The organism is Desulfovibrio sp. MES5, assembly GCF_002237645.1.
Classification (GTDB): Bacteria; Desulfobacterota; Desulfovibrionia; order Desulfovibrionales; family Desulfovibrionaceae; genus Desulfovibrio.
Window position 1 is genome coordinate 35,087 of sequence record NZ_MJUZ01000022.1, and the last position, 18,531, is coordinate 53,617.

Sequence of the window (18,531 nt, forward strand, 5' to 3'; positions counted from 1 at the left end):
GGCAGAACAGCAGACTGTTTGTACAATGAATTTTTTTCAAAATTGAATTCCTCATGAATATCGACCATCTGAAATCTTTTCATCGTGTAGCCCTTACGGGCAACTTCAGCCAGGCGGCTCGCGATCTGTTTTTGACCCAGCCAGCTGTCAGTATGCAGGTGCAGAGTCTGGAGCACTCCCTTGGCGCAGCGCTTTTTGATAGGTCACGACGCAAGGTCTGCCTGACAAGCGAGGGCAAGGTTCTTTTTGAATACACCCAAAAAATTTTCGGAATTGTTGAACAGATACAAGATGAGTTTTTACGCCTGAGCGCATTGGATTCGGGCAGGCTTGTGCTTGGGGCGTCAGCCATAATGAGCGCGTATTACCTGCCGACATATCTGGTGGCCTTTCATCAGCGCTATCCCCGGGTGTCCATTGACCTTGCCGTGCATAATTCGCACGTCATTGCAGAAAAGGTATACAAAAACGAATTCGAAATTGGCTTCTGCGGGTCATCGCCAGCGCACCCCAGCCTGCGCAGCCAGTTTTTGCATCGGGAACCGCTTATCGTCGTCGCAGGCAACAAATCCGAACTGTCAAAACATAAATCTGCCATAACGGCTAACGAACTGGCTGGATATCCTTTTATCTTGCGTGAGAAAGGCACGAGGGTCACCAATAAAGTGCGTGACTGGTTCAAGGCCAATGCCAAGAATACAGAGCAAGTGCCATTTATGACTGTAGATAATATGGAAGTAGCCAAGCAGCTCGTGATTAATGGAATGGGTGTTACGGCTTTGCCGCGATATGCTGCAACGCTTGAGCTGTCATCCGGACTTTTACGGCAGGTGCAGCTTGAAAATTTTGACCTTCATGTAGACTACTCGCTTGTCTACCTTGAGGGACAGAGGCTCAGCCGCACCACAGAACGTTTTCTTGCCCTGCTGTTCGAGCTGGGTGTCCCCTTGCCGGACGACATCCTGTCGCGCCTCAAGTAAAGGGAGCCTGCGGAGCCTGGCGACAACTGCCGTTTGTGTACAGACGCTTCAGCCTTTGCCAGTGCGCATGTCTTACTGACGTTGTCGCCGTTTGTGATATGAAAAGGGCCGTCCGCTGTAGCGGACGGCCCTTATATATGGCGAACCCGGCACTGATCCGCCTTTTCCATGGTGGCTTATACAGAAACGCCGTTCTTCATTTGCACTATGAGCCCCTGCAGAATATCAGTCTGCGCTGCAAGATCCTTTACAGATTCTGCCGAGAGACGCATTGCATCAAACGTTTCCGCAGCGATACGGTTTACGCCTGTGAGAGATCTATTAATCTCTTCGCTTGTTTGGGATTGTTGTTCGGCCGCGGCAGCGATGGCATGCACCTGGCTTGCCGTTGATTCCACCAGGGCGACTATCCCCCCCAGGGCTTCGCCCGATACGCTGGCCAACTGCGTTGCTTTGCCAATGATATTATAAACATGCTCCGCGTGCTCCACGTTTCGACGCGTCCCGCTGCGGATGCCGTCTATGGCCTGTCCCACTTGCAAGGTGGCCGCCATAGTTTTTTCTGCCAACTTGCGAACTTCGTCTGCCACCACAGCAAAACCACGCCCAACGTCCCCTGCGCGTGCAGCCTCAATGGCCGCATTGAGCGCGAGCAGGTTGGTTTGATCCGCGATATCGCTGATAACTCCAAGTATTTCGCCCGTGCTCTCGGCCTGGCTACCCAGCGCGGCCATGTCCGTGCGCAAGTCCAGGGCCCGCTGTTGCGCCACACCTATGCCCTGCACCACCTCTTTTACCGCATGCTCGCCTTCCAGAGCCTGAGTTTTGGCATCTTCAGCCGCTTCGGCCGCCTGGGCGGCGCTTCGTGCGACCTCTAAAACGGTTATATTCATTTCTTCCATCGCCGTAGCCGTTTCAGATGCCCGAACAGTCTGCTCCTGCGCGCCATTGCTGGACAGCTTTACCTGCTTGGAAATGTCGCAGGACGCGCCAGTAACGCTGGCAACAATTTCTTCCAGACACGATGCAGCCTGCAGCATGCCCTCAGCCCGCGCAGATTCTGCTTTTTTGCGGGCATCGTTCGCCTCGGCCATGGCTTCTACAGCTTTTGCAGATTCTTGTTTGGCGAGTTTTGAATTTTCATCCGCCTCGGATATTTTTTCTTTAAGATTTGCCACCATGCATTTGAGGCTTGCGGCAAGCTTGCCTATTTCATTACCCAGGCTCAGATCAAGGTTCAAATCCAACTGCCCTTCCGCTACTGCCGAGGCATACGATTCCAATCGAAAAAGAGGCCGAACGACAATTCTGTCAACTGCAAAAAGGCTGATGCCGGTGAGTATGACCATTACAGAAAGTGCGAGACCAGCCAGAATGTTACGCATCTGGAGGGCAGGCTTTTCAATTTCTTCCATATCCCTGCTAAAAACCACAGTCCAGTTCCAACCGGGAACACGAGCCCACGCAAGCATTATTTCATTTGCCTGCTCAATGATTGTTGTTCCAACCTTTTCGTTCAGTATTTGCTTTACCCATGGCTTGTCGCTCATATCACGCATCAGCTGGCCTTCATCCTTGTGGCCGATAATCAGCCCCTTGGGAGAAAGAATAAATGGATGACCACTTTTGCCGATGCCGACATTTTTGATGTAGTCAGTTACCAGCCTGTCGATGTCGTAAGACAGGCAAACGCCGCCAAGCACGATGCCCTCGTCACTCCTGACAGGAACAGCAACACTGACGATAAGCTTTTGTGTTGATGCGCTTTTTGCAGGAGCGTCGCTGAAGCCGTCATGCCCTGCCAGCGCGTCCCGTATGTAGGGGCGATCTCCCCGGTCCTTCAGCTCTCCTGACTGGCCGTGGGCAAAGGTAAGACGCTGTTTGCCATTATGATCAAACACATAGATGGCGTTTATTTCAGGCCCCGCTTTGGACATGGCCGCAACGGTTTTTTTCACCGCAGCTTCATTTTGCCCATCCGCAAGGTATTCCAGCAATAGGGGCGTCTGGGCAACTGCATGCACCAAAAGGCTTTGCTGTTGCGCAAAATTTGCAAGAGATTTGACAATGGTTTCCGTCATCATTGTCATTTCTCGCTGACTGGACTCTATATTGGAATCATAGCTTATTTTTGTAATCACCATTGCAAATGCCGACAGCATGGCAAAAACAATAACTGCCAATAGCAACAGAATGGTAGCCCTGATGCTTCGCATAAACACTTTGCCCCTTGCAGCTATAGTTGATGGGCAACCGAAGAATAAAAATAAACGGGGCGTATCAGGGCGCAAGAGTAGACTCAAGGTCAGTGTCAACCTTGTTGGCGGATGCCCCGGAAAAGCGCCAAGGAGCTATTCCGGGGCAATGGCCGTGGCTGAGAAACCTAGTCGCCTATGTTACGCGCCTGGGGAGAAAAAAATACGTACGGGTTGCCGTTGGGATCCAGCTTGGGCTTGTCGGCCTCGCTGACATGAGACCTTTCATACAACAACGCGGCGTCGCCAATCTTTCGGATTGCGTCAGGCTTTTCCTGAACGCCGCCACTGCTCAGCAAGGGATTTCCGGCCTTGTCCTTGCCGCTGCTGGACACAAACCATGTTTGAAGAATCTGCAGTACGCCGGGGAACTGGTCATCAAGACCCTTGAGACTGTGGATTTTTTCAAAAGGCGAACCAACGGCGGCAAGCACAATCTTGCTGTTCACGCTGCCGTGTTCGTTGAAATTCAGCACGCCCAGAGGGCGCGCCTTGATCACGGCGCCGCGGGGAACAGCACTTCCAAGCACAATTGCGCTCAGGGGGTTGCCGTTGCCGCCGAATTCTTTGGCCAGCATCGTACGGGGAATAAAGCCATAGTTTCCAGGATAGGGCAGATACTGCAGATACTTGGGATTGCCCTGCTGCTGCTCAAGAGCCATAAGGCCGCTCTTCTGATCCACGCTGTATTGCCCGGTGGTTCCTGCCGGCATTTCCACAATCACATTTACGGTTCCGTCCAAATTGTGGGTAGGGTACTCGGTAATAAAATTCTTTTCACCCTTAAGTACCAACTGCTGCGTCTGCACGCCTGTTCCACCCAGAGCGATTACTGGAAAAACCATGATGCTCAGGAACATAAGAAAAATATATTTCTTCATGTAGTTGCTCTCCTGAAGATGCGCTGTTGTGGCGCGCCCCTGCTGCAAAGCCGTCAGAGGGCAGCGCACGCCCGATTAAAAACGGACGGTGTGACATCAAACCCAGGTTGATGCCCCCTGACTTCTACGATGGGTCATCATTGTAAGCCGCTTTTTCAGGCTTTTGCGTGGCCTTTTTTTCCACAGGGGCATCAGGCTTGGGCGTACTTTGCTGCAGTTCTCCTTCATGTACATCATCCAGAGAAAGGTGCTTGTAGGGAGGGGTAGTGAACTTGGGAAAACTGCCGCCAGGCGTCAGCAATATATGAGCGTTTTTCTTGCTTCCCTCATCCTCGTACTTCATTTCGGGGCTTTGCCGCAGCGCCTTGCTCACATAATCAGGTGCATAACCAAGCAGATATACCGCAGACGGGCACCAGGGTTGCCCCCCCGGATCCGTCACGCCCTGAATGAGAATAAAGGCGTTGAGAAGCTGCTCTGGCGTACGGTCAATGTTGCGCTTCGAATAGCGACCAGACTTGTTGTTTACCAGCCAGCAGTGGTTTTTATTGTCATTGATGACTTCGCCGCTAATTCTCCCGGGCCCGCCGGCGGTTCCCGAAACATGCCCGTAGTTTTCGGTGGTTCCGGGCTTGCGCTTGGACTTGTCTTCAGGTCTGAAAAACCCCTGGGGGTAGGTGCGTCCGAATGGGTGGGGCGCTTCCTCGATAAATGCGACGCTGCCTTCAGACGTGACCACATAGTTGTAAATGGGACGCTTGGGATCGAGAACTGCCGGAAAATCCTTGGTTCCGACCTGCAGATATGGATTCAGCATAACGTTGCCTTTTTTATCGGCCTCGTAATGCTTTATATATGACGGACGATTGGCGACGCCATACAGGGCATCAAGATTACTGTCTGCCTGAGCCATCACAGGCATCAAGAAAACCGTTCCAATGATACTCAAAAAAAACTTTTTCATAGCTGTGCTCCCAGATGGATATTACAAAGGCTGGTTAAGCAACATGCGAACCTTGGAGCCGTTCCAACGCCAAGCATTTTGTACGCCCAGGGAGTCTCCAAGCTTTTTGTAAAGCGCCAGCGTGAGCTTTTCACCAGCCTTGTGGGCCACCGCCTGTTGGGAAAAGTCGCCATCATAGCCAAACGAAAAGTCATACACAAAAGGAGCGCCGCCTTCCGTACGCGACCATGCCTCCACAGAAACAGCCAGGGGTTGTTCCAGTCCGTCCAGTTTGATGAAGCCAGGGCGGCATCGCACGCCAAAAGCGGGGATGGCCTGGAGCTTGGTATCAGCAGGAAGGCCCAGCTTGAGCAGTTCCGGCACGTATGCGCCAAACTCCGCCAGGTTCATCTCTCCGAGCTCCGCACGACCCAGATTAAAATTGACGCCCTTTTCAACGTAGCCTGAAAGCTGACCGTCCTTGCCGATGCACACGTTGTCCTCGGCGGAAGCCTTGCCCGCAACGCCCTTGGTTTCCAGCTTGGCCCCAAGTACCTTGGTAAAGGTGCCATTTATGCTTTTAACGGCGATGCGCATGGGGCTGACAGGATAGCCATTCTTAAAGTTTGTCGTAACGCGGACCAGGTAACCCTTCTTCCACAGGTCCAACGAGGGCGTATCAAAAAATGTTTTTACGGTTGGGCTGAGTTCAAAGGGCTTTTTTTCCCTTTCTGTCATGGTTATGCCCATTTCTGCGGCAACACTTTTGGCTTTCGCCCAAATATCTTTAAAAGCCGCACTCATGTCAGGGTTTGTTTTGGCAGGATCAATCAGAATCTTGTATTCTCTGCCAGTGATTTCTTTGGTCTGCCCTTTCCAAACAGACTGGTTTTGCTGGTAAAGGTCGGCAGCTGCCGTTGGGATTCCGCTGGCCAGCCCGTATACCAGAATCAAGGCCACAAAAATTTTGCGCATGAAAACCTCCTGACGGTTTGGTCGCAACGCGGAACAGTGCGACTCACATATTGTACAACATTACCATTATCACCAAAGTTTGCTGTTAAATCCCATCAGCGGCATCACATACTGTGTCCACAATATCAGCATGATCAGGCAGGCGCCCATTTGAATAATGCCGAATTTAAATGATTCCCAGCTGCTGTATTGATTTGTCAGGTAGCTGATATTGGCGGGTTTTGAATTGAAATACAGGACATAGACCTGGTTTATAAGAAACGCCATTGGCAGGCAGAATCCGATGACATCCCAATTGTAATTTTTTGCCACAGAAATAATAATTGGGAACAGCACAATCGTTCTGGCCGTTTTGCTCTCGCTGATAAGGGTCGTTAAGGCAAAGAGCGCTGCCAGTATGGCAAAGACGCTGACTTTGGGCATTGACGCCGCGTTCCAAGAATCAAGCGAATAATGCATCCACAGCCCTACGATGTCGGTCTTGTCCACCAGCCCGCCCAGCACATAGGCTCCCCAGCTGAACATAAGCATGTGCCACGGTATGTCGGCGTCATTCCACTTGATAACGCCTATGGCGGGCAGCTTGCAGACAGAGGGCATAAGTACTGTTATGGCGCCCATAAGCGCCACAACCTCGGCGCGAATACCGTGATACCGGTCTGTGGCCCAAAGAACGAGAACACACAGAAAAACAATGCCCGCGCGCAGTTCCTTGGCCGTAAGCGGCCCCAGCTTTGACAGCTCCTGCTGCAAGCGTTCGTGCCCGCCTTCAAGTTTTGGCGAGGCGTCTTCCTTGCGGATGGGAAAAATCCAGCGAGTGCCAGAGTACCAGGAAAAGGCGCATTGAATGATGGCCAGGGGCAGCAAGGCCATAAGCCAGTCGCTGTAATAAACCTTGTAGCCGGCGTTTTCCAAAAGCTGGGCTGCCAGCAAATTTGCCGCAGACCCCGTGATAAAAGCCGATGCAGAAACATTGTTGGCCAAAAGATTCTGCAAGACCATGTTCTTGCCGACGTTGTTGCGGCTTTCGCTTCCTGTTGAGCCATACATGGCAGATATAACCATGAACAAAGGCAGCAAAAGGGCGGTTTTTGCCGAGGTAGCGCTGACAAAAGCGCCAAGAAGAATATTTATTGCGATGAAGCATGCCAGAATATAGGTAACGTTTTTTCCCATGGCCAAGACAAGATAAAGGCATATCCTTTTGGCCAGGCCCGTAACCATGAGTGCGCTTGCCATGATAAAGCTGGCGATGTTCAGCACCATTACGGGTTCGCCAAGAATGGCGAAGGTCGGGCGCATATTCATGATGCCCGTCATTATTGTTGCAACAATAATAAGAAATGAAGTAAGATAATTAGGAATAGCCTCAGTAAGCCACAGTATCAGCGATGAGGCGAATATTCCAAGAGCCGCATAACAGTGCTCTGCAGGAACTTTTGATTGTGATTCAAAAACCTCGATTGGGCCGCACCATTGCAAATAAAAATATAAAAATAAAAAAATACCCAGCGGCAAACCAATAAACTTGACTCTGTCCATCCAAACGCTGCCCTTGATATCTGGCAGCTTTTCAAGGGAATAATTGCTGACATCCAGTGGATCAAAAGGTTGGGTTTTTGCCTGGGACATGGTGTCTCCTTATGGGCGCTTTCCAAAAAGTGTTTTCTCTTTTCAGAAAGCGCCCGACGCTCAATCAAATGGGTATAGTTTGGCAAGCGTTCTGCTTATGAGCTCTACTCCATCCCAACCACACGGCGAGCGGCCTTGAGATAATTGGTGTTCGGCATGCTGGATATCCCAAGCGCTTCAACAGCCTTTTTCATCCCTTCGTAGTTTTCACTTTCGCAGCAGGCGGATTCGACCAGTGCGCCATTAAACCACACCTGAGCGTATTCGCAGATGATGCCTTCAACTGTGAACCCGTAGCGCATTTTTTCAACCTGAACAGGAACCATTTCGGGGTGACGACGCGCCATTTCAATAAATTCATCGATAGAATAGCTGTCTTTGTCCAGAGACATCTCTACCTTGAGGTGACCGATGATAGTGGCAAGGTCTTCCTTCGGAACCGGAAACTGAAACTTCCCGCGAGGCTGAAAGATTTCGTACCCTTCGGGGGTTTCGCCAACCTTGGTCTTGATATCAAGCAGGCCGTCACGAACCTTGACATTGGCCTCAGTTGTGCGCGCGGACAAAAAATACGTTTCAACAGGCATCTTGCGGGCCTTGTGCAGCACGGCGCCGCAATTCCACATACTGGCCTTTACCTTTTCAATAACATCCGTCCCGAACACCCGAAATTCGGCACGGGGAATGATCTTTGCGGCTTCTTCTGCAGTTGTGGACACATTTTTGGCAAATACGTCGGCCATGAGATGATCTCCTAGGGGTTACCAGCGGGTAAATGGGGTTTTGATGAGGTTGGAATTGAAGTAACGGGGGTCGCCAGTTACCTCCGCACCTATCCATGCGGGCTTGTCGAACTTTTGATCTTCGCTGGTCAGTTCAATCTCGGCTACAATAAGACCCTGGTTTTCGCCGAAAAATTCATCGATTTCCCAGGTAAACTCGCCCTGTTTGATCTTGTAACGCTTCTTTTCGATAAGAGGCTTTTCTGCAAGGTTGTCCAAAAGGGCGTTGCAGTCGTCAAACGGAATTTCATACTCGTATTCCGCCCGTGTAGCTCCAACGGTAATGCCCTTTATAGTCAAAAAGGCCTTTTCCCCTACCGTGCGAACGCGCACAGTGCGTTCCTTGGCGCTGTTGAGATACCCCTGCCGGTACATGGTTCCTTCAGCCAGCATGCGCCACGCATCGCCATTTATAAGGAACTTGCGTTCAATTTCTTTTCCCATTTAATCCTCCTTGATTGGCCATGGACTTGCCATGTGCTCTTGCAGAAACATATCCAAGCGGGCTTTTTGTGCCAAATCAGAAGTTCCTTTGCTGACAATAAGACCTGCTTATATATTACCTGAAGATGCAAATAATTTTCTATTATGAACATCATTCTTCATTTTTATTGTACTTCGCATTTTCGTCATAGTAATAAAAATTCAGGATAGCTATTACAGACACTTATTTGGAGGAGTTATGCGTAAGACCATTTTTTTTATGCTGTTGACCCTGGGCATGCTGTCAGTCGGCCTCCAGGCATCGGCCCAATCCCGTTATGAGGCCAATGTCGCCGCCTGGAAACCTTTTGGGGCTGTTGACAGCTTTGAATACAAGGTCGCGTTGAAACCAGAGTTGTTCCAGTCTGGCAAGGCACTGGCGTCATTTGCGACAATATGGGAAGCGCTGCAAAACCAGGCCAGTCAGAAGGGCTTTGCGCTCAAAGCGGGCAAAGGCAAAATACGCGAACGAACCAAAAGTTACTTTGATACAGCCGATCTGACATTGAAAAAGGCCGGATTCATTATCCGGGTCAACGAAACGTACAAGGATGGCCGCCCCAACGATGAAGTGCGCTTTAGCGTTAAAGTGTCTGGCAAAAGCCCGGATTTCATTCTTGGCGCGCCGCTGAAATCCGCTATCGGCAGAGGCAAGGTCAGCACGGAAGACAACCCGTACGAAGCCGACGGCAAGATAATGAGCAGGCTTGAAAAATCGCTGGACATAAAGATTGACAGCGCAGCGCTTGGCAACCTTCGTAGCCCCACCCTGCAGCAGTTTTCACGCATTGCGCCCATCCTGGAAAAAAGCGGTCTTTCTCCCTCGACGCAGCTGAAGCCGGTGGTGGCGTACAGTTATTCCGCGAAAATGGGCACTGTTAATCTTGGCGGAGTTGATGCCGAGGTATCCCTGGAAGCGTGGACAAATGGCTGGAACGGGGAAACCCTGGTTCTGGAGTTGTCCTTGGGCGTCGAAGATCAGGACTACTATGCAATTCCCAAAGTCGTGGCCGCTGGAGACGCTTTCTTTCAAGATGTCATGATCAAGGGGCTTTCAGACTTTCGACCAAAAGATGAAAAATTCAGCGGTTCCAAGCTGCTCTTGCTGCGCGGCCTTTAACCTTTAAGGAGGCAACAAGTCGTCACTGATGGGATGCGGTGTGGCTCAAAATTTCCACAGCGCAATTCGCCCTCAAAGTGCCTTGTCACCCATTTGCCCTCTAACCACACGAAGGTGCGTGTATGCTTAACATTGCGGCAACATTAATCAAGAAAAGCTGCTGCGCTCTGATTGCAGCCATGTTGGCGGCAACCTTGTCAGCCGGGTACACGCTGGCAGCCCAATCGCCCGATCCCATCCTTGTATTCGGGCACAAAAACCCTGATACCGACAGCATTGTCGGCGCCATTGCGACGGCTCACCTGCTCAATGCCAGAGGAAAAACCGCAAAAGCCATGGCGCAAGGACAGGCAAACCCCGAAACGCAGTTTGTGCTCAACAAATTCAACCTGCAAATGCCCGCCATACTTGGGCCTGTGGCTGGAAAAGAAGTCGCGCTTGTAGATTTTAACGATGCCGCCCAAGGGCCGGACGACCTCAAGGACGCCACGCTGGTGTTTATGGTAGACCATCACAAGCTCGGCGGCCTGAAAACATCTGCGCCGCTGGAGGCATGGCTGCTGCCGCTCGGGAGCAGCAATACGGCGTTATACGAGATGATGAAGTTCTATAATGTCGCGATTCCCAAAAACCTTGCCGGCGGCATGCTGTGCGCCATTCTTTCCGACACTCTTATGTACCAGTCCGTCACAACCACCGAGCGCGACAAGGCCGCAGGCGCAGCACTTGCAAAAATTGCCCAGGTAAAGGACCAAAAGGCTCTTGCTTACGACCTTTTCAAGGCAAAATCGGCTGTTGAAGGCGTATCCGCGCGTGATCTTGTATTGCGCGACTGCAAAAAGTTTGAAATGAGCGGTATGGGCGTTGGGGTTGGACAGATCGAGGTACTTTCCCTGAACATGCTGGACGGAAAAAAAGAAGGCCTCCTGGAAGCAATGCGCCAGATCAAGCAGGAGAGCAAACTTCACAGCATCTTTCTTATGCTCACAGACATCAGCAAACAGGGAACGGAGATGCTGGCTATCTCCGATGATCCTTCATTGCCCGCGACCGCCTTTAAAGCAACATTTAAGGATTCGTCAGCATGGTTGCCCGGCGTAATGAGCCGCAAAAAGCAGGTTATCCCCGTATTGGAAAACATCCTGAAAAAATAGTGTAAAAATGCATTCCAGATCGCGCGCTGCCAGCCCCGGCATAGACTCGCGACTGCCTGTTGCAAGACAAAACGTTTTGGACACACCGCTGCCCCTCACAACATGACATGCTCAACCTCACGGCAACGGCGACCCACGGCCAGCTTCTGCGGCGTAACCCCAAAGAAGCTGGCCGAACAATTTTTTACAACTCGCTGCACACGGTAAAGCGAGTTGTTTTAAACAAAACAGCGTAATGCAGAATACAGGGCAAGCCCCAAAGCCCTGACTGTCATGCTGACAGTTTACCCGCCCTCCTCTGGTCGTGAAGCCGAGGGACGCGAAACATATTGCCGCGCCACATCCCAGTGGGGCGGCATTCTTGCGTGAAAAAATTGGCGCGTTCGCGTCAGGCACGTTTTTCCTCGCAGGATAGCAACGCGATCGTTACGCCCCGCGCTGCCCTGCCCCTTCCCGCTCGTGCCGCCGCAAACGGCTGCTCAGCCCCACGCCGGAGCGCCATAACCTGCCGTAGTCCAGCGGTGACCATGCCCGCGTTATCCCTCAAGGCACAAATTTTGCTTACAAAGCTGCGCAAGACCCGAGTGGTCAATTTTGCCGCCCGTCGTTTCCGTAGTGCCCCGGCAGAACAGGAAACGTCAGCATAAGGAGAAAGCCTGTGGAACTGGAATTCCGTTTTCGCAATAATGACATGGGAATGTTGTTTCCTACATTTCAGGAAAGGGTAAACGCCATGCTGCCCGCCCAAAAGGCGGAAGCCGAAACCGCAGCATCCGCCGCGCGCGAACTGGACCCGCCTGTTACGGATACGCCGCACATGCTCAACAATGAAGAAATGACCCAGGCGCTTGCCCAGGTGGAAGAAGAAGCCGCCCAGCACAGCCAGGAAATGATACAGGCGCACTCCGGCCTGAATGAACAGCGTGTGGCGCGTCTTTTGGGGCTGCTCGACTAGACTGGATCACCGTTGAGCGTGTATGCCCTCAAAGTTTCATGCACGCCAGCCTCTGTGCCTAACAGCGCGGATAGACAGCACTTGTACCTTCGAGCGGACCTCTGCCCACACAGCCGCCGCGCGTATAGAAGCAACAAGCTCTGGGTATTGGGCTCCAGCCCGCCGCCCCTGCCCTGCTCTCGCGTTCAGAAGTCCATTTTTTGACGGCGCGCTTGCTCTGCTCTGAACGCAAGAACCGCCTTTGCCTCCCCTTTTATACGGGGAGAACAAAGGCGGTTTTTTTTCGCGGCCCTTTCGCGGTGGACTGCCGCCCCAGATACTGGCAGCGGACAACGCTCAGACCGCGTAGGGCATACGCTCGACGGACTGGCCGGACTGCGCGAACTGGCCGGACTAGCAATACTGCCTGAACGAGCAGGACAGGCGTTATCCGTGATCCGCGTCAGGGGCAGACCACCAAAAACCACGCCTCGTGCCGCAGCATGCCGCACTGAGACAGGCATGGGCGCAACAGCCGCGTCGCATCAGCGGCCAAGACGTAACGGCCCCATCACAGCAGCCGGGGCCGCCTGGCGCTATCCCTTTCGGGCAGCCCTACACCTCAAGGCTCAGGCCCACAGGGCAATGGTCCGAGCCGTAAACGTCCTGCTCGATCCAGGCGTCACGGATGGCGGACGCAAGCTCCTGCGACACAAAAAAGTAGTCAATGCGCCAGCCCACGTTCTTTTCGCGCGCACGGCTCTTGTACGACCACCACGAATAGTTGTCGGGCGCGTCGCCGTGCACGTGGCGGAACGTGTCCACATACCCCATAGCAACAAAGCGGTCCATAAAAGCCCGCTCTTCGGGCAGAAAACCCGTATTTTTTTCATTCTGCTTGGGCCGGGCCAGATCAATGGGCCGGTGCGCGATATTGAAATCGCCGCAAACAACGATGGGTTTTGTTTTACGGCACTCTTCAGCATAGGCCAAAAAAGCCTCGAAATATCCCATTTTATAGGGCACCCGCTTGAATGCGCCAGTGGGTTTGCCGTTTTCGTCCAGCTCTTCGCCGCCGCCATTGGGGAAATAGCCGTTGAAAAAATGAAATGCCGGGTATTCCAGATGCAGCAGACGCCCCTCGCCCTGATACTCGGGCTGCGGCAGTTCTGCGCTGCAAGACAAAAAAGGTCTGCGGCTGTACACGGCCACGCCGGAATAACCTTTTTTCACAACGCTGGACGCCCAGCGGGACTCCCATCCCGCTGGCTCACGCACTGTCTCGTCCAGCTGTTCGGGGTGGGCCTTGGTTTCTTGCAGGGCCACCACATCCGCATCGGTCTGCGTGAACCAGTCCCATTCAGCCTTGGCGGATACCGCGCGCAGGCCGTTGACGTTCCAGGATACAAGTTTGAACTGCATAAAACCTCCGAGCATAGCATAGCCTTGGTGGCCCGGCCCCGCAAGCTCGCAGGTAACGGACGCGCTGTTGCCGATTGCGCAAAAAGAAGCTTTGCTGTAGTAATAAGCCAGGGTTGCATTACGCAGCGCCGGGCTTTCCGGCGCAAGAGCCCATGAAATTTTAGGAGTCGCTTCATGGAAATTTTGCCCATCAGACGCGCCATATTAAGCGTCACGGACAAAAGCGGCCTTGTGGAATTCGCCACTTTTCTGACAGCCCGCGGCGTGGAGCTTATCTCCACCGGCGGCACCCAGAAAGTGCTGGAGGCGGCGGGGCTGCCCGTCACCGCGGTGAGCACGGTAACCGGTTTCCCCGAAGTTCTCGGAGGCCGGGTAAAAACCCTGCACCCCAAGATTCACGCAGGCATTCTGGCCAACAAGGACGAAGAATCCCACATGCAGACCCTGACCGAAAAAGGCATACGCCCTTTTGATCTCGTCTGCGTCAACCTCTACGACTTTGCGGGCGCAGTGGAGCGGCACCTTTCGCTTGAGGAAGCCGTGGAAGAAATCGACATCGGCGGCCCATGTATGCTGCGGGCGGCTGCCAAGAACTTCCACAGCGTTCTTGTCCTGCCCTCGCCCCAGTGGTATCCTGTAGCCATGGACGAAATGCGCGCCAACAATAACGGCGTTGGCCTGGAATTTCGCCAGATCATGGCCTCGAGGGCCTTTGAGGCCACTTCGCGCTACGACGCCCTCATCACGTCCTATCTTCGTCCTTAACCGTCATGCCACGGGGCGGCCCGGCCGCCCCGTTTTTTCCGTGCACGGTCGCCGCGCCAGTCGCACCGGCCACTGGACATTCAACGATACACGCCCGTCAGGAGCCGACCATTCCAAAACCAGAAGGCAATGTACAGGGGCTGAAACCGAGCCAGCTTACCGCCCTCAACCGTTTGTTCAACCGCCGTTTTCCGGCGGAAGACGTCTATACGGTGGAGCAGGCGCGTGAACTGGCGCTGCTTTCACGCTCCGTAGGACGGCAGGTTGGCCTGCTCATAGACCGCAAGGGCCGCGTGCAGATGGTCATTGTGGGCGAGCCGGGCAGCATATTGATTCCCGAACTGCCCAGAGGCCGCAGCGGCAACGAGCGCCTGCGCGGCCTGCGTCTTTTGCACACGCACCTGACCCCCGGCGGCATCAGCCAGGAAGACCTTATGGATATGCTCTTCCTGCGGCTGGACGCCGTCATAGCGCTCACGGTCAACCCCGTGGGCGACCCTGTGCAGTGGCAGGCGGCGCATTTGCTGCCCTCCAGCGTCAACGGTCAGGCCTACCATCTTGACCAGCCACGCCCCTGGGACCGCACGGCAGCCCATATGACGGACACTGCCGAAGCGCTGGAAGAAGAGCTTTCCCGCAGGGCCGAAGACGCCAAGGAGGCGGACGGCAGCCCGCGAGTCCTGCTGGTTTCCGTGGCTGCTGTGCCCCGCATTATTCAGGAGCGCAACCTGGACGAACTGGGCGAGCTTGCGCGCACCGCCGGGCTGACCGTGGCCGGGCGCATGGTGCAGCGCGTGACCCAGGTGAACCCGCGCCTTATCATGGGCCGGGGCAAGGTGGCGGAGCTTGAAGTGCTGGCCCTGCAAGGCAGGGCGGGCATGCTGGTCTTTGACGGCGAGCTTTCGCCCTCGCAACTGCACAATCTGGCTGACATCACCGAACGCAAGGTCATAGACCGCACCCAGCTTATTCTTGATATCTTTGCCCAGCACGCCGTAAGCCGCGCGGGCAAGTTGCAGGTGGAACTGGCCCAGTTGCGCTACACCCAGCCGCGCCTTGTGGGCAAAAACCGCGCCATGGACCGCCTCATGGGCGGCATCGGCGGACGCGGCCCAGGCGAAACCAAGCTTGAGACTGACCGCCGCAAAATACGCGACCGCATGGCCCGCATCCGCAAGGATCTTGATCAGTTGCGTCGCCAGCGCTCCTTTACCAGAGCGCGCCGCTCACGTCAGGGCATCCCCCTGGCCGCCCTTGTGGGTTATACCAATGCTGGCAAGTCCACGCTGCTCAATACGCTCACCCGCTCCGAGGTACTGGCGGAGAACAAGCTTTTCGCCACTCTTGACCCCACCACGCGGCGGCTGCGCTTTCCCGCAGAAAAAGAGCTTATTCTGGCCGACACCGTAGGGTTCATCCGCAATCTGCCCAAGGAGCTCATGGACGCTTTTCGCGCCACTCTTGAAGAACTGGAGGCAGCCCAGCTGCTTCTGCATGTGGCCGACGCCTCGCATCCCGACCTTTTGCAGCAGATCAACGCCGTGGAAACCATACTGGCCGAAATGGAGCTTGACCGTGTGCCGCGCCTGCTCATCCTCAATAAATGGGATCAGTTGGAAGCCCCCGCCAGGGCGGAACTGGCCGACGCCTTTCCCCTTGCCCTGCCCATCACCGCCAAAACAGGCGAGGGCTGCAAGGTGCTGCTGGAAGAGCTTGAAATGCGTCTGCTGCACGAGGCCACAACCATTGTTGAAGATGTCCCCTACAGCCTCAACTAAACAGTATCGTCCCGAGCGCCTTTCCAATTATTTCTGCGTCGAACTTCGCCTTTTATTTCGGTCGAGTACCATCAGAAGTACACGCCCTGTATAAAAAGCTCGTTCTCCTTGATATGACTGAAAATTCATCTCGTGACGACACTGTCTGGAACATTTGAAATGCCCACATACGGCGGGCATGCATTTTCAGTTCTTGCCCAAACAAGCATCCCCTGACCAGAAGCCTTGCGCGCCAGAACACCGGGGCTCCGACCATGCACAAAAAAACCCCGCACGCCGAAGCATGGGGGGCTTTTTATTTTCATACACTACGCCCTGCACTCTCGTGCAGCGTTGGAGCATGTGCTCTTTCAAAAGGTAACATGCCCTAAATTTTGGTAACGCCCTGCGTATCGCCAGCCATCGTGTCCTGCCCGGGAGCAGGTTTTTCCGGCGCGGGCTGCGGCTTGGGTTCACCAGGCGCAGCGGGGGCGGCAGGAGGGACGGCAGGAGCAGAAGGCACGCTTTTTCCGGCGGCATACTCGCGGGCCGTGCTTTCCATAACGGCCCGTCCCACCACCAGCCACCTGTCGCCAACCTTGCGCAAGGCAAGCCAGCTTGTCATGCGGGCGGGAGTGGTCACCTGGGCCACGGCGGCGTCGGAGCCTATTTCCGTAATCTTGGCGTTATTCAGGCTTTCGGGCACCCAGGGGCAGTTGGGCGTCTCGGCCTCACGGCATTGGGCCATAAGTTCCCCCGTGCTGACGCCACGGTTGAACTGGCTGTGCAGGCGCGACTCCATATCCACGATGCTGCCCAGAATCTCATCCATACCGCCAATGCCGAGCGAGCGGCCCAGGTTGTCCAAAAACCCCAGTGGGGCCTCTTCTCTGGCAAGATTCTTCATTTCATTGTTGGCAAAGCTCTTCATGTCCATACCAGCCAAAAAGGCGGCACTGTCATTCTTTTTCAAGGCCTCGGCCATGCCGTTAAGCGCTTTTTGCGGCCCGGAGGATACGCAGGCGGCCACCAGCGCCGCCAGGATAATCAATACGAAGAAATAACGTGAAGAACGGCTACCCAATTTCATACACACCTCTTGGCAAATCTACAGCATTTCAACTTTGAGAACAGACATCCCCAAAGGTTCACATCGTTCACCTTACTGCGCAACAACGCCAGAAAAGAGCGCTCGCGCCTTTGAGACTGTTGCCTGCGTGAACATGCCACAGGCAATGTCTTTGCGAGATTGCCCCGGCCACACGCCAGACTGCATCAACGGCGAATCTGGAACGCCACAAGCTTTCTATACCCTTTCGCGCGCGCCAGAGCAAATCAACTTTACGAATTTATCTCCGCAACGTCAGAATATGGTCGCCACGGCATGCAACAGCGCGGGCCCGCCGTGATTGCGCAGCCACGGCACGCCCTGCGCACGCGGCGGCCGGGCGGCTTCACAAGGTGAACGCGCTCCAACGCAAGGGGGCCGCCGCTCCGCCACAGGGCTTTTTTTCCTCACGGCCTTCTGCTACACATGGGCCACGAGCAGCGCACGGCATTGTGACTGAGGCGCAGCGTCAGGAGGCACTTACATGAAAGTCATTATTATGTGTGGCGGCAAGGGCACGCGTTTGCGCGAAGAAACCTCGGTCAAACCCAAGCCTATGGTCGAGATCGGCGGACGGCCCGTGCTGTGGCACATCATGTCCATTTATGCCCGCTTCGGCTTCAAGGATTTTGTGCTGCCGCTGGGTTACAAAGGGCAGGTCATAAAGCAGTATTTTCATGACTACAATATCCGCAACACGGATTTCACCGTGGATCTGAAAAACGGGAACATCACCACCTACCCGAGTCACATTGAGGACTGGCGCGTCACCCTGTGCGACACCGGCGAGGACACCCTCAAAGGCGGCCGTCTCAAACGCGTGGCCAAGTATATTGACACCGACCGCTTCATGGTCACCTATGGCGACGGCGTGGCGGACATCGACCTGCACAAGCTTATCGAATTCCACAAGCAGTCCGGCAGCATCGGCACCTTCACGGGCGTACGCATGCCCTCGCGCTTCGGCACCGTGCGCACCGACGATCAGGGCAAAATCCTTTCATGGGAAGAAAAACCCGTGCTGGACGAGTACATCAACTGCGGCTTTTTTGTCTTCAAGCGCGAATTTCTGGACTACCTCAGCGAGGATGAAAGCTGCGACCTTGAAAAAGAACCCCTGCAAAGGCTTGCGGCTGAGGGGCAGCTTTCGATGTACCCGCATCCCGGCCAGTGGCAGTGCATGGACACGCTGCGCGACTCCATCAAGCTCAACGAGCTTTGGGATTCCGGCCGCGCTTTTTGGGTGTAGGCCCGCGTTTTACGTCAGGCGCGTCAGGACGGAGCGGAGCACAGTTGCGCCAGCCTCCGTCCTGTCGCGCTGCAACCATTTCTGAAGGAGC

Annotated in this window: 16 protein-coding genes; 7 read left to right on the forward strand and 9 right to left on the reverse strand. The window is 54.2% G+C overall.

What is annotated here, in order from left to right:
- The first annotated feature begins 53 nt into the window (after window positions 1-53).
- Window positions 54-980, forward strand: a complete 927-nt coding sequence (locus tag BCS36_RS07075) for a LysR family transcriptional regulator (RefSeq protein ID WP_291302205.1) — start codon at window positions 54-56, stop codon at window positions 978-980.
- A 176-nt stretch (window positions 981-1,156) separates the two neighbouring features.
- Here BCS36_RS07075 and BCS36_RS07080 read toward each other — a convergent pair whose 3' ends face one another.
- The 7 genes from BCS36_RS07080 to BCS36_RS07110 all read right to left on the reverse strand — a co-directional run bounded on the left by BCS36_RS07080 (window position 1,157) and on the right by BCS36_RS07110 (window position 8,892).
- A complete protein-coding gene (locus BCS36_RS07080; protein ID WP_291302206.1) occupies window positions 1,157-3,196 on the reverse strand; it encodes a methyl-accepting chemotaxis protein in 2,040 nt (679 codons plus the stop codon).
- 167 nt (window positions 3,197-3,363) lie between these two features.
- Window positions 3,364-4,116, reverse strand: a complete 753-nt coding sequence (locus BCS36_RS07085) for an inorganic diphosphatase (RefSeq protein WP_291302207.1) — start codon at window positions 4,114-4,116, stop codon at window positions 3,364-3,366.
- Between the two features lie 124 nt (window positions 4,117-4,240).
- Complete coding sequence (locus BCS36_RS07090; RefSeq protein WP_291302208.1) at window positions 4,241-5,065, reverse strand: hypothetical protein; 825 nt, start codon at window positions 5,063-5,065, stop codon at window positions 4,241-4,243.
- Window positions 5,066-5,101: 36 nt separating this feature from the next.
- Window positions 5,102-6,034, reverse strand: coding sequence for a hypothetical protein (locus BCS36_RS07095; protein ID WP_291302209.1), 933 nt, complete (start codon window positions 6,032-6,034; stop codon window positions 5,102-5,104).
- A gap of 69 nt (window positions 6,035-6,103) precedes the next feature.
- On the reverse strand, window positions 6,104-7,666 hold the full coding sequence (locus BCS36_RS07100; RefSeq protein ID WP_367209267.1) for an SLC13 family permease: 1,563 nt from the start codon (window positions 7,664-7,666) through the stop codon (window positions 6,104-6,106).
- Window positions 7,667-7,770: 104 nt separating this feature from the next.
- Entirely contained in the window at window positions 7,771-8,409 is a 639-nt protein-coding gene (locus BCS36_RS07105; RefSeq protein WP_291302210.1) for a hypothetical protein, read from the reverse strand.
- Between the two features lie 18 nt (window positions 8,410-8,427).
- Entirely contained in the window at window positions 8,428-8,892 is a 465-nt protein-coding gene (locus BCS36_RS07110; RefSeq protein WP_291302211.1) for a CYTH domain-containing protein, read from the reverse strand.
- A 238-nt stretch (window positions 8,893-9,130) separates the two neighbouring features.
- On the opposite strand from BCS36_RS07110, the gene BCS36_RS07115 reads away from it, so the two are divergent.
- From BCS36_RS07115 to BCS36_RS07125, 3 genes are all read left to right on the forward strand, one after another.
- The gene (locus BCS36_RS07115; RefSeq protein WP_291302212.1) at window positions 9,131-10,051 is read left to right on the forward strand and encodes a hypothetical protein; all 921 of its coding nucleotides are present in this window, start codon (window positions 9,131-9,133) and stop codon (window positions 10,049-10,051) included.
- Window positions 10,052-10,230: 179 nt separating this feature from the next.
- Window positions 10,231-11,205, forward strand: a complete 975-nt coding sequence (locus tag BCS36_RS07120) for a manganese-dependent inorganic pyrophosphatase (protein ID WP_291302213.1) — start codon at window positions 10,231-10,233, stop codon at window positions 11,203-11,205.
- 658 nt (window positions 11,206-11,863) lie between these two features.
- Window positions 11,864-12,160 (forward strand): pseudouridine synthase, encoded by a 297-nt coding sequence (locus BCS36_RS07125; protein ID WP_291302214.1) that lies wholly within the window; start codon window positions 11,864-11,866, stop codon window positions 12,158-12,160.
- Between the two features lie 594 nt (window positions 12,161-12,754).
- On the opposite strand, the gene BCS36_RS07130 is transcribed toward BCS36_RS07125, so the two are convergent.
- Entirely contained in the window at window positions 12,755-13,561 is an 807-nt protein-coding gene (locus BCS36_RS07130) for an exodeoxyribonuclease III (protein WP_291302215.1), read from the reverse strand.
- A gap of 174 nt (window positions 13,562-13,735) precedes the next feature.
- On the opposite strand from BCS36_RS07130, the gene BCS36_RS07135 reads away from it, so the two are divergent.
- Both BCS36_RS07135 and hflX read left to right on the forward strand, forming a co-directional pair.
- A complete protein-coding gene (locus BCS36_RS07135) occupies window positions 13,736-14,326 on the forward strand; it encodes an IMP cyclohydrolase (RefSeq protein ID WP_291302216.1) in 591 nt (196 codons plus the stop codon).
- 299 nt (window positions 14,327-14,625) lie between these two features.
- On the forward strand, window positions 14,626-16,104 hold the full coding sequence (hflX, locus tag BCS36_RS07140; protein ID WP_291302347.1) for a GTPase HflX: 1,479 nt from the start codon (window positions 14,626-14,628) through the stop codon (window positions 16,102-16,104).
- A 367-nt stretch (window positions 16,105-16,471) separates the two neighbouring features.
- Here the strand turns inward: hflX and BCS36_RS07145 are convergent, their stop codons facing one another.
- On the reverse strand, window positions 16,472-17,173 hold the full coding sequence (locus BCS36_RS07145) for a hypothetical protein (protein WP_291302217.1): 702 nt from the start codon (window positions 17,171-17,173) through the stop codon (window positions 16,472-16,474).
- A 502-nt stretch (window positions 17,174-17,675) separates the two neighbouring features.
- Between BCS36_RS07145 and rfbF the strand changes: the two genes are divergently transcribed.
- Window positions 17,676-18,440, forward strand: a complete 765-nt coding sequence (gene rfbF / locus BCS36_RS07150; RefSeq protein ID WP_291302218.1) for a glucose-1-phosphate cytidylyltransferase — start codon at window positions 17,676-17,678, stop codon at window positions 18,438-18,440.
- The last annotated feature ends 91 nt before the right edge of the window (window positions 18,441-18,531 follow it).

Excerpts from the sequence above, each read along its gene's own strand:
- BCS36_RS07145 (WP_291302217.1), bottom strand. The coding sequence starts at position 17,173 with ATGAAATTGGGTAGCCGTTCTTCACGTTATTTCTTCGTATTGATTATC.
- BCS36_RS07080 (WP_291302206.1), bottom strand. The coding sequence starts at position 3,196 with ATGCGAAGCATCAGGGCTACCATTCTGTTGCTATTGGCAGTTATTGTT.
- BCS36_RS07095 (WP_291302209.1), bottom strand. The coding sequence starts at position 6,034 with ATGCGCAAAATTTTTGTGGCCTTGATTCTGGTATACGGGCTGGCCAGC.
- BCS36_RS07085 (WP_291302207.1), bottom strand. The coding sequence starts at position 4,116 with ATGAAGAAATATATTTTTCTTATGTTCCTGAGCATCATGGTTTTTCCA.
- rfbF (WP_291302218.1), top strand. The coding sequence starts at position 17,676 with ATGAAAGTCATTATTATGTGTGGCGGCAAGGGCACGCGTTTGCGCGAA.
- BCS36_RS07075 (WP_291302205.1), top strand. The coding sequence starts at position 54 with ATGAATATCGACCATCTGAAATCTTTTCATCGTGTAGCCCTTACGGGC.
- BCS36_RS07115 (WP_291302212.1), top strand. The coding sequence starts at position 9,131 with ATGCGTAAGACCATTTTTTTTATGCTGTTGACCCTGGGCATGCTGTCA.
- BCS36_RS07120 (WP_291302213.1), top strand. The coding sequence starts at position 10,231 with ATGTTGGCGGCAACCTTGTCAGCCGGGTACACGCTGGCAGCCCAATCG.
- BCS36_RS07100 (WP_367209267.1), bottom strand. The coding sequence starts at position 7,666 with ATGTCCCAGGCAAAAACCCAACCTTTTGATCCACTGGATGTCAGCAAT.
- BCS36_RS07130 (WP_291302215.1), bottom strand. The coding sequence starts at position 13,561 with ATGCAGTTCAAACTTGTATCCTGGAACGTCAACGGCCTGCGCGCGGTA.
- BCS36_RS07135 (WP_291302216.1), top strand. The coding sequence starts at position 13,736 with ATGGAAATTTTGCCCATCAGACGCGCCATATTAAGCGTCACGGACAAA.
- BCS36_RS07105 (WP_291302210.1), bottom strand. The coding sequence starts at position 8,409 with ATGGCCGACGTATTTGCCAAAAATGTGTCCACAACTGCAGAAGAAGCC.
- BCS36_RS07110 (WP_291302211.1), bottom strand. The coding sequence starts at position 8,892 with ATGGGAAAAGAAATTGAACGCAAGTTCCTTATAAATGGCGATGCGTGG.
- hflX (WP_291302347.1), top strand. The coding sequence starts at position 14,626 with ATGGTCATTGTGGGCGAGCCGGGCAGCATATTGATTCCCGAACTGCCC.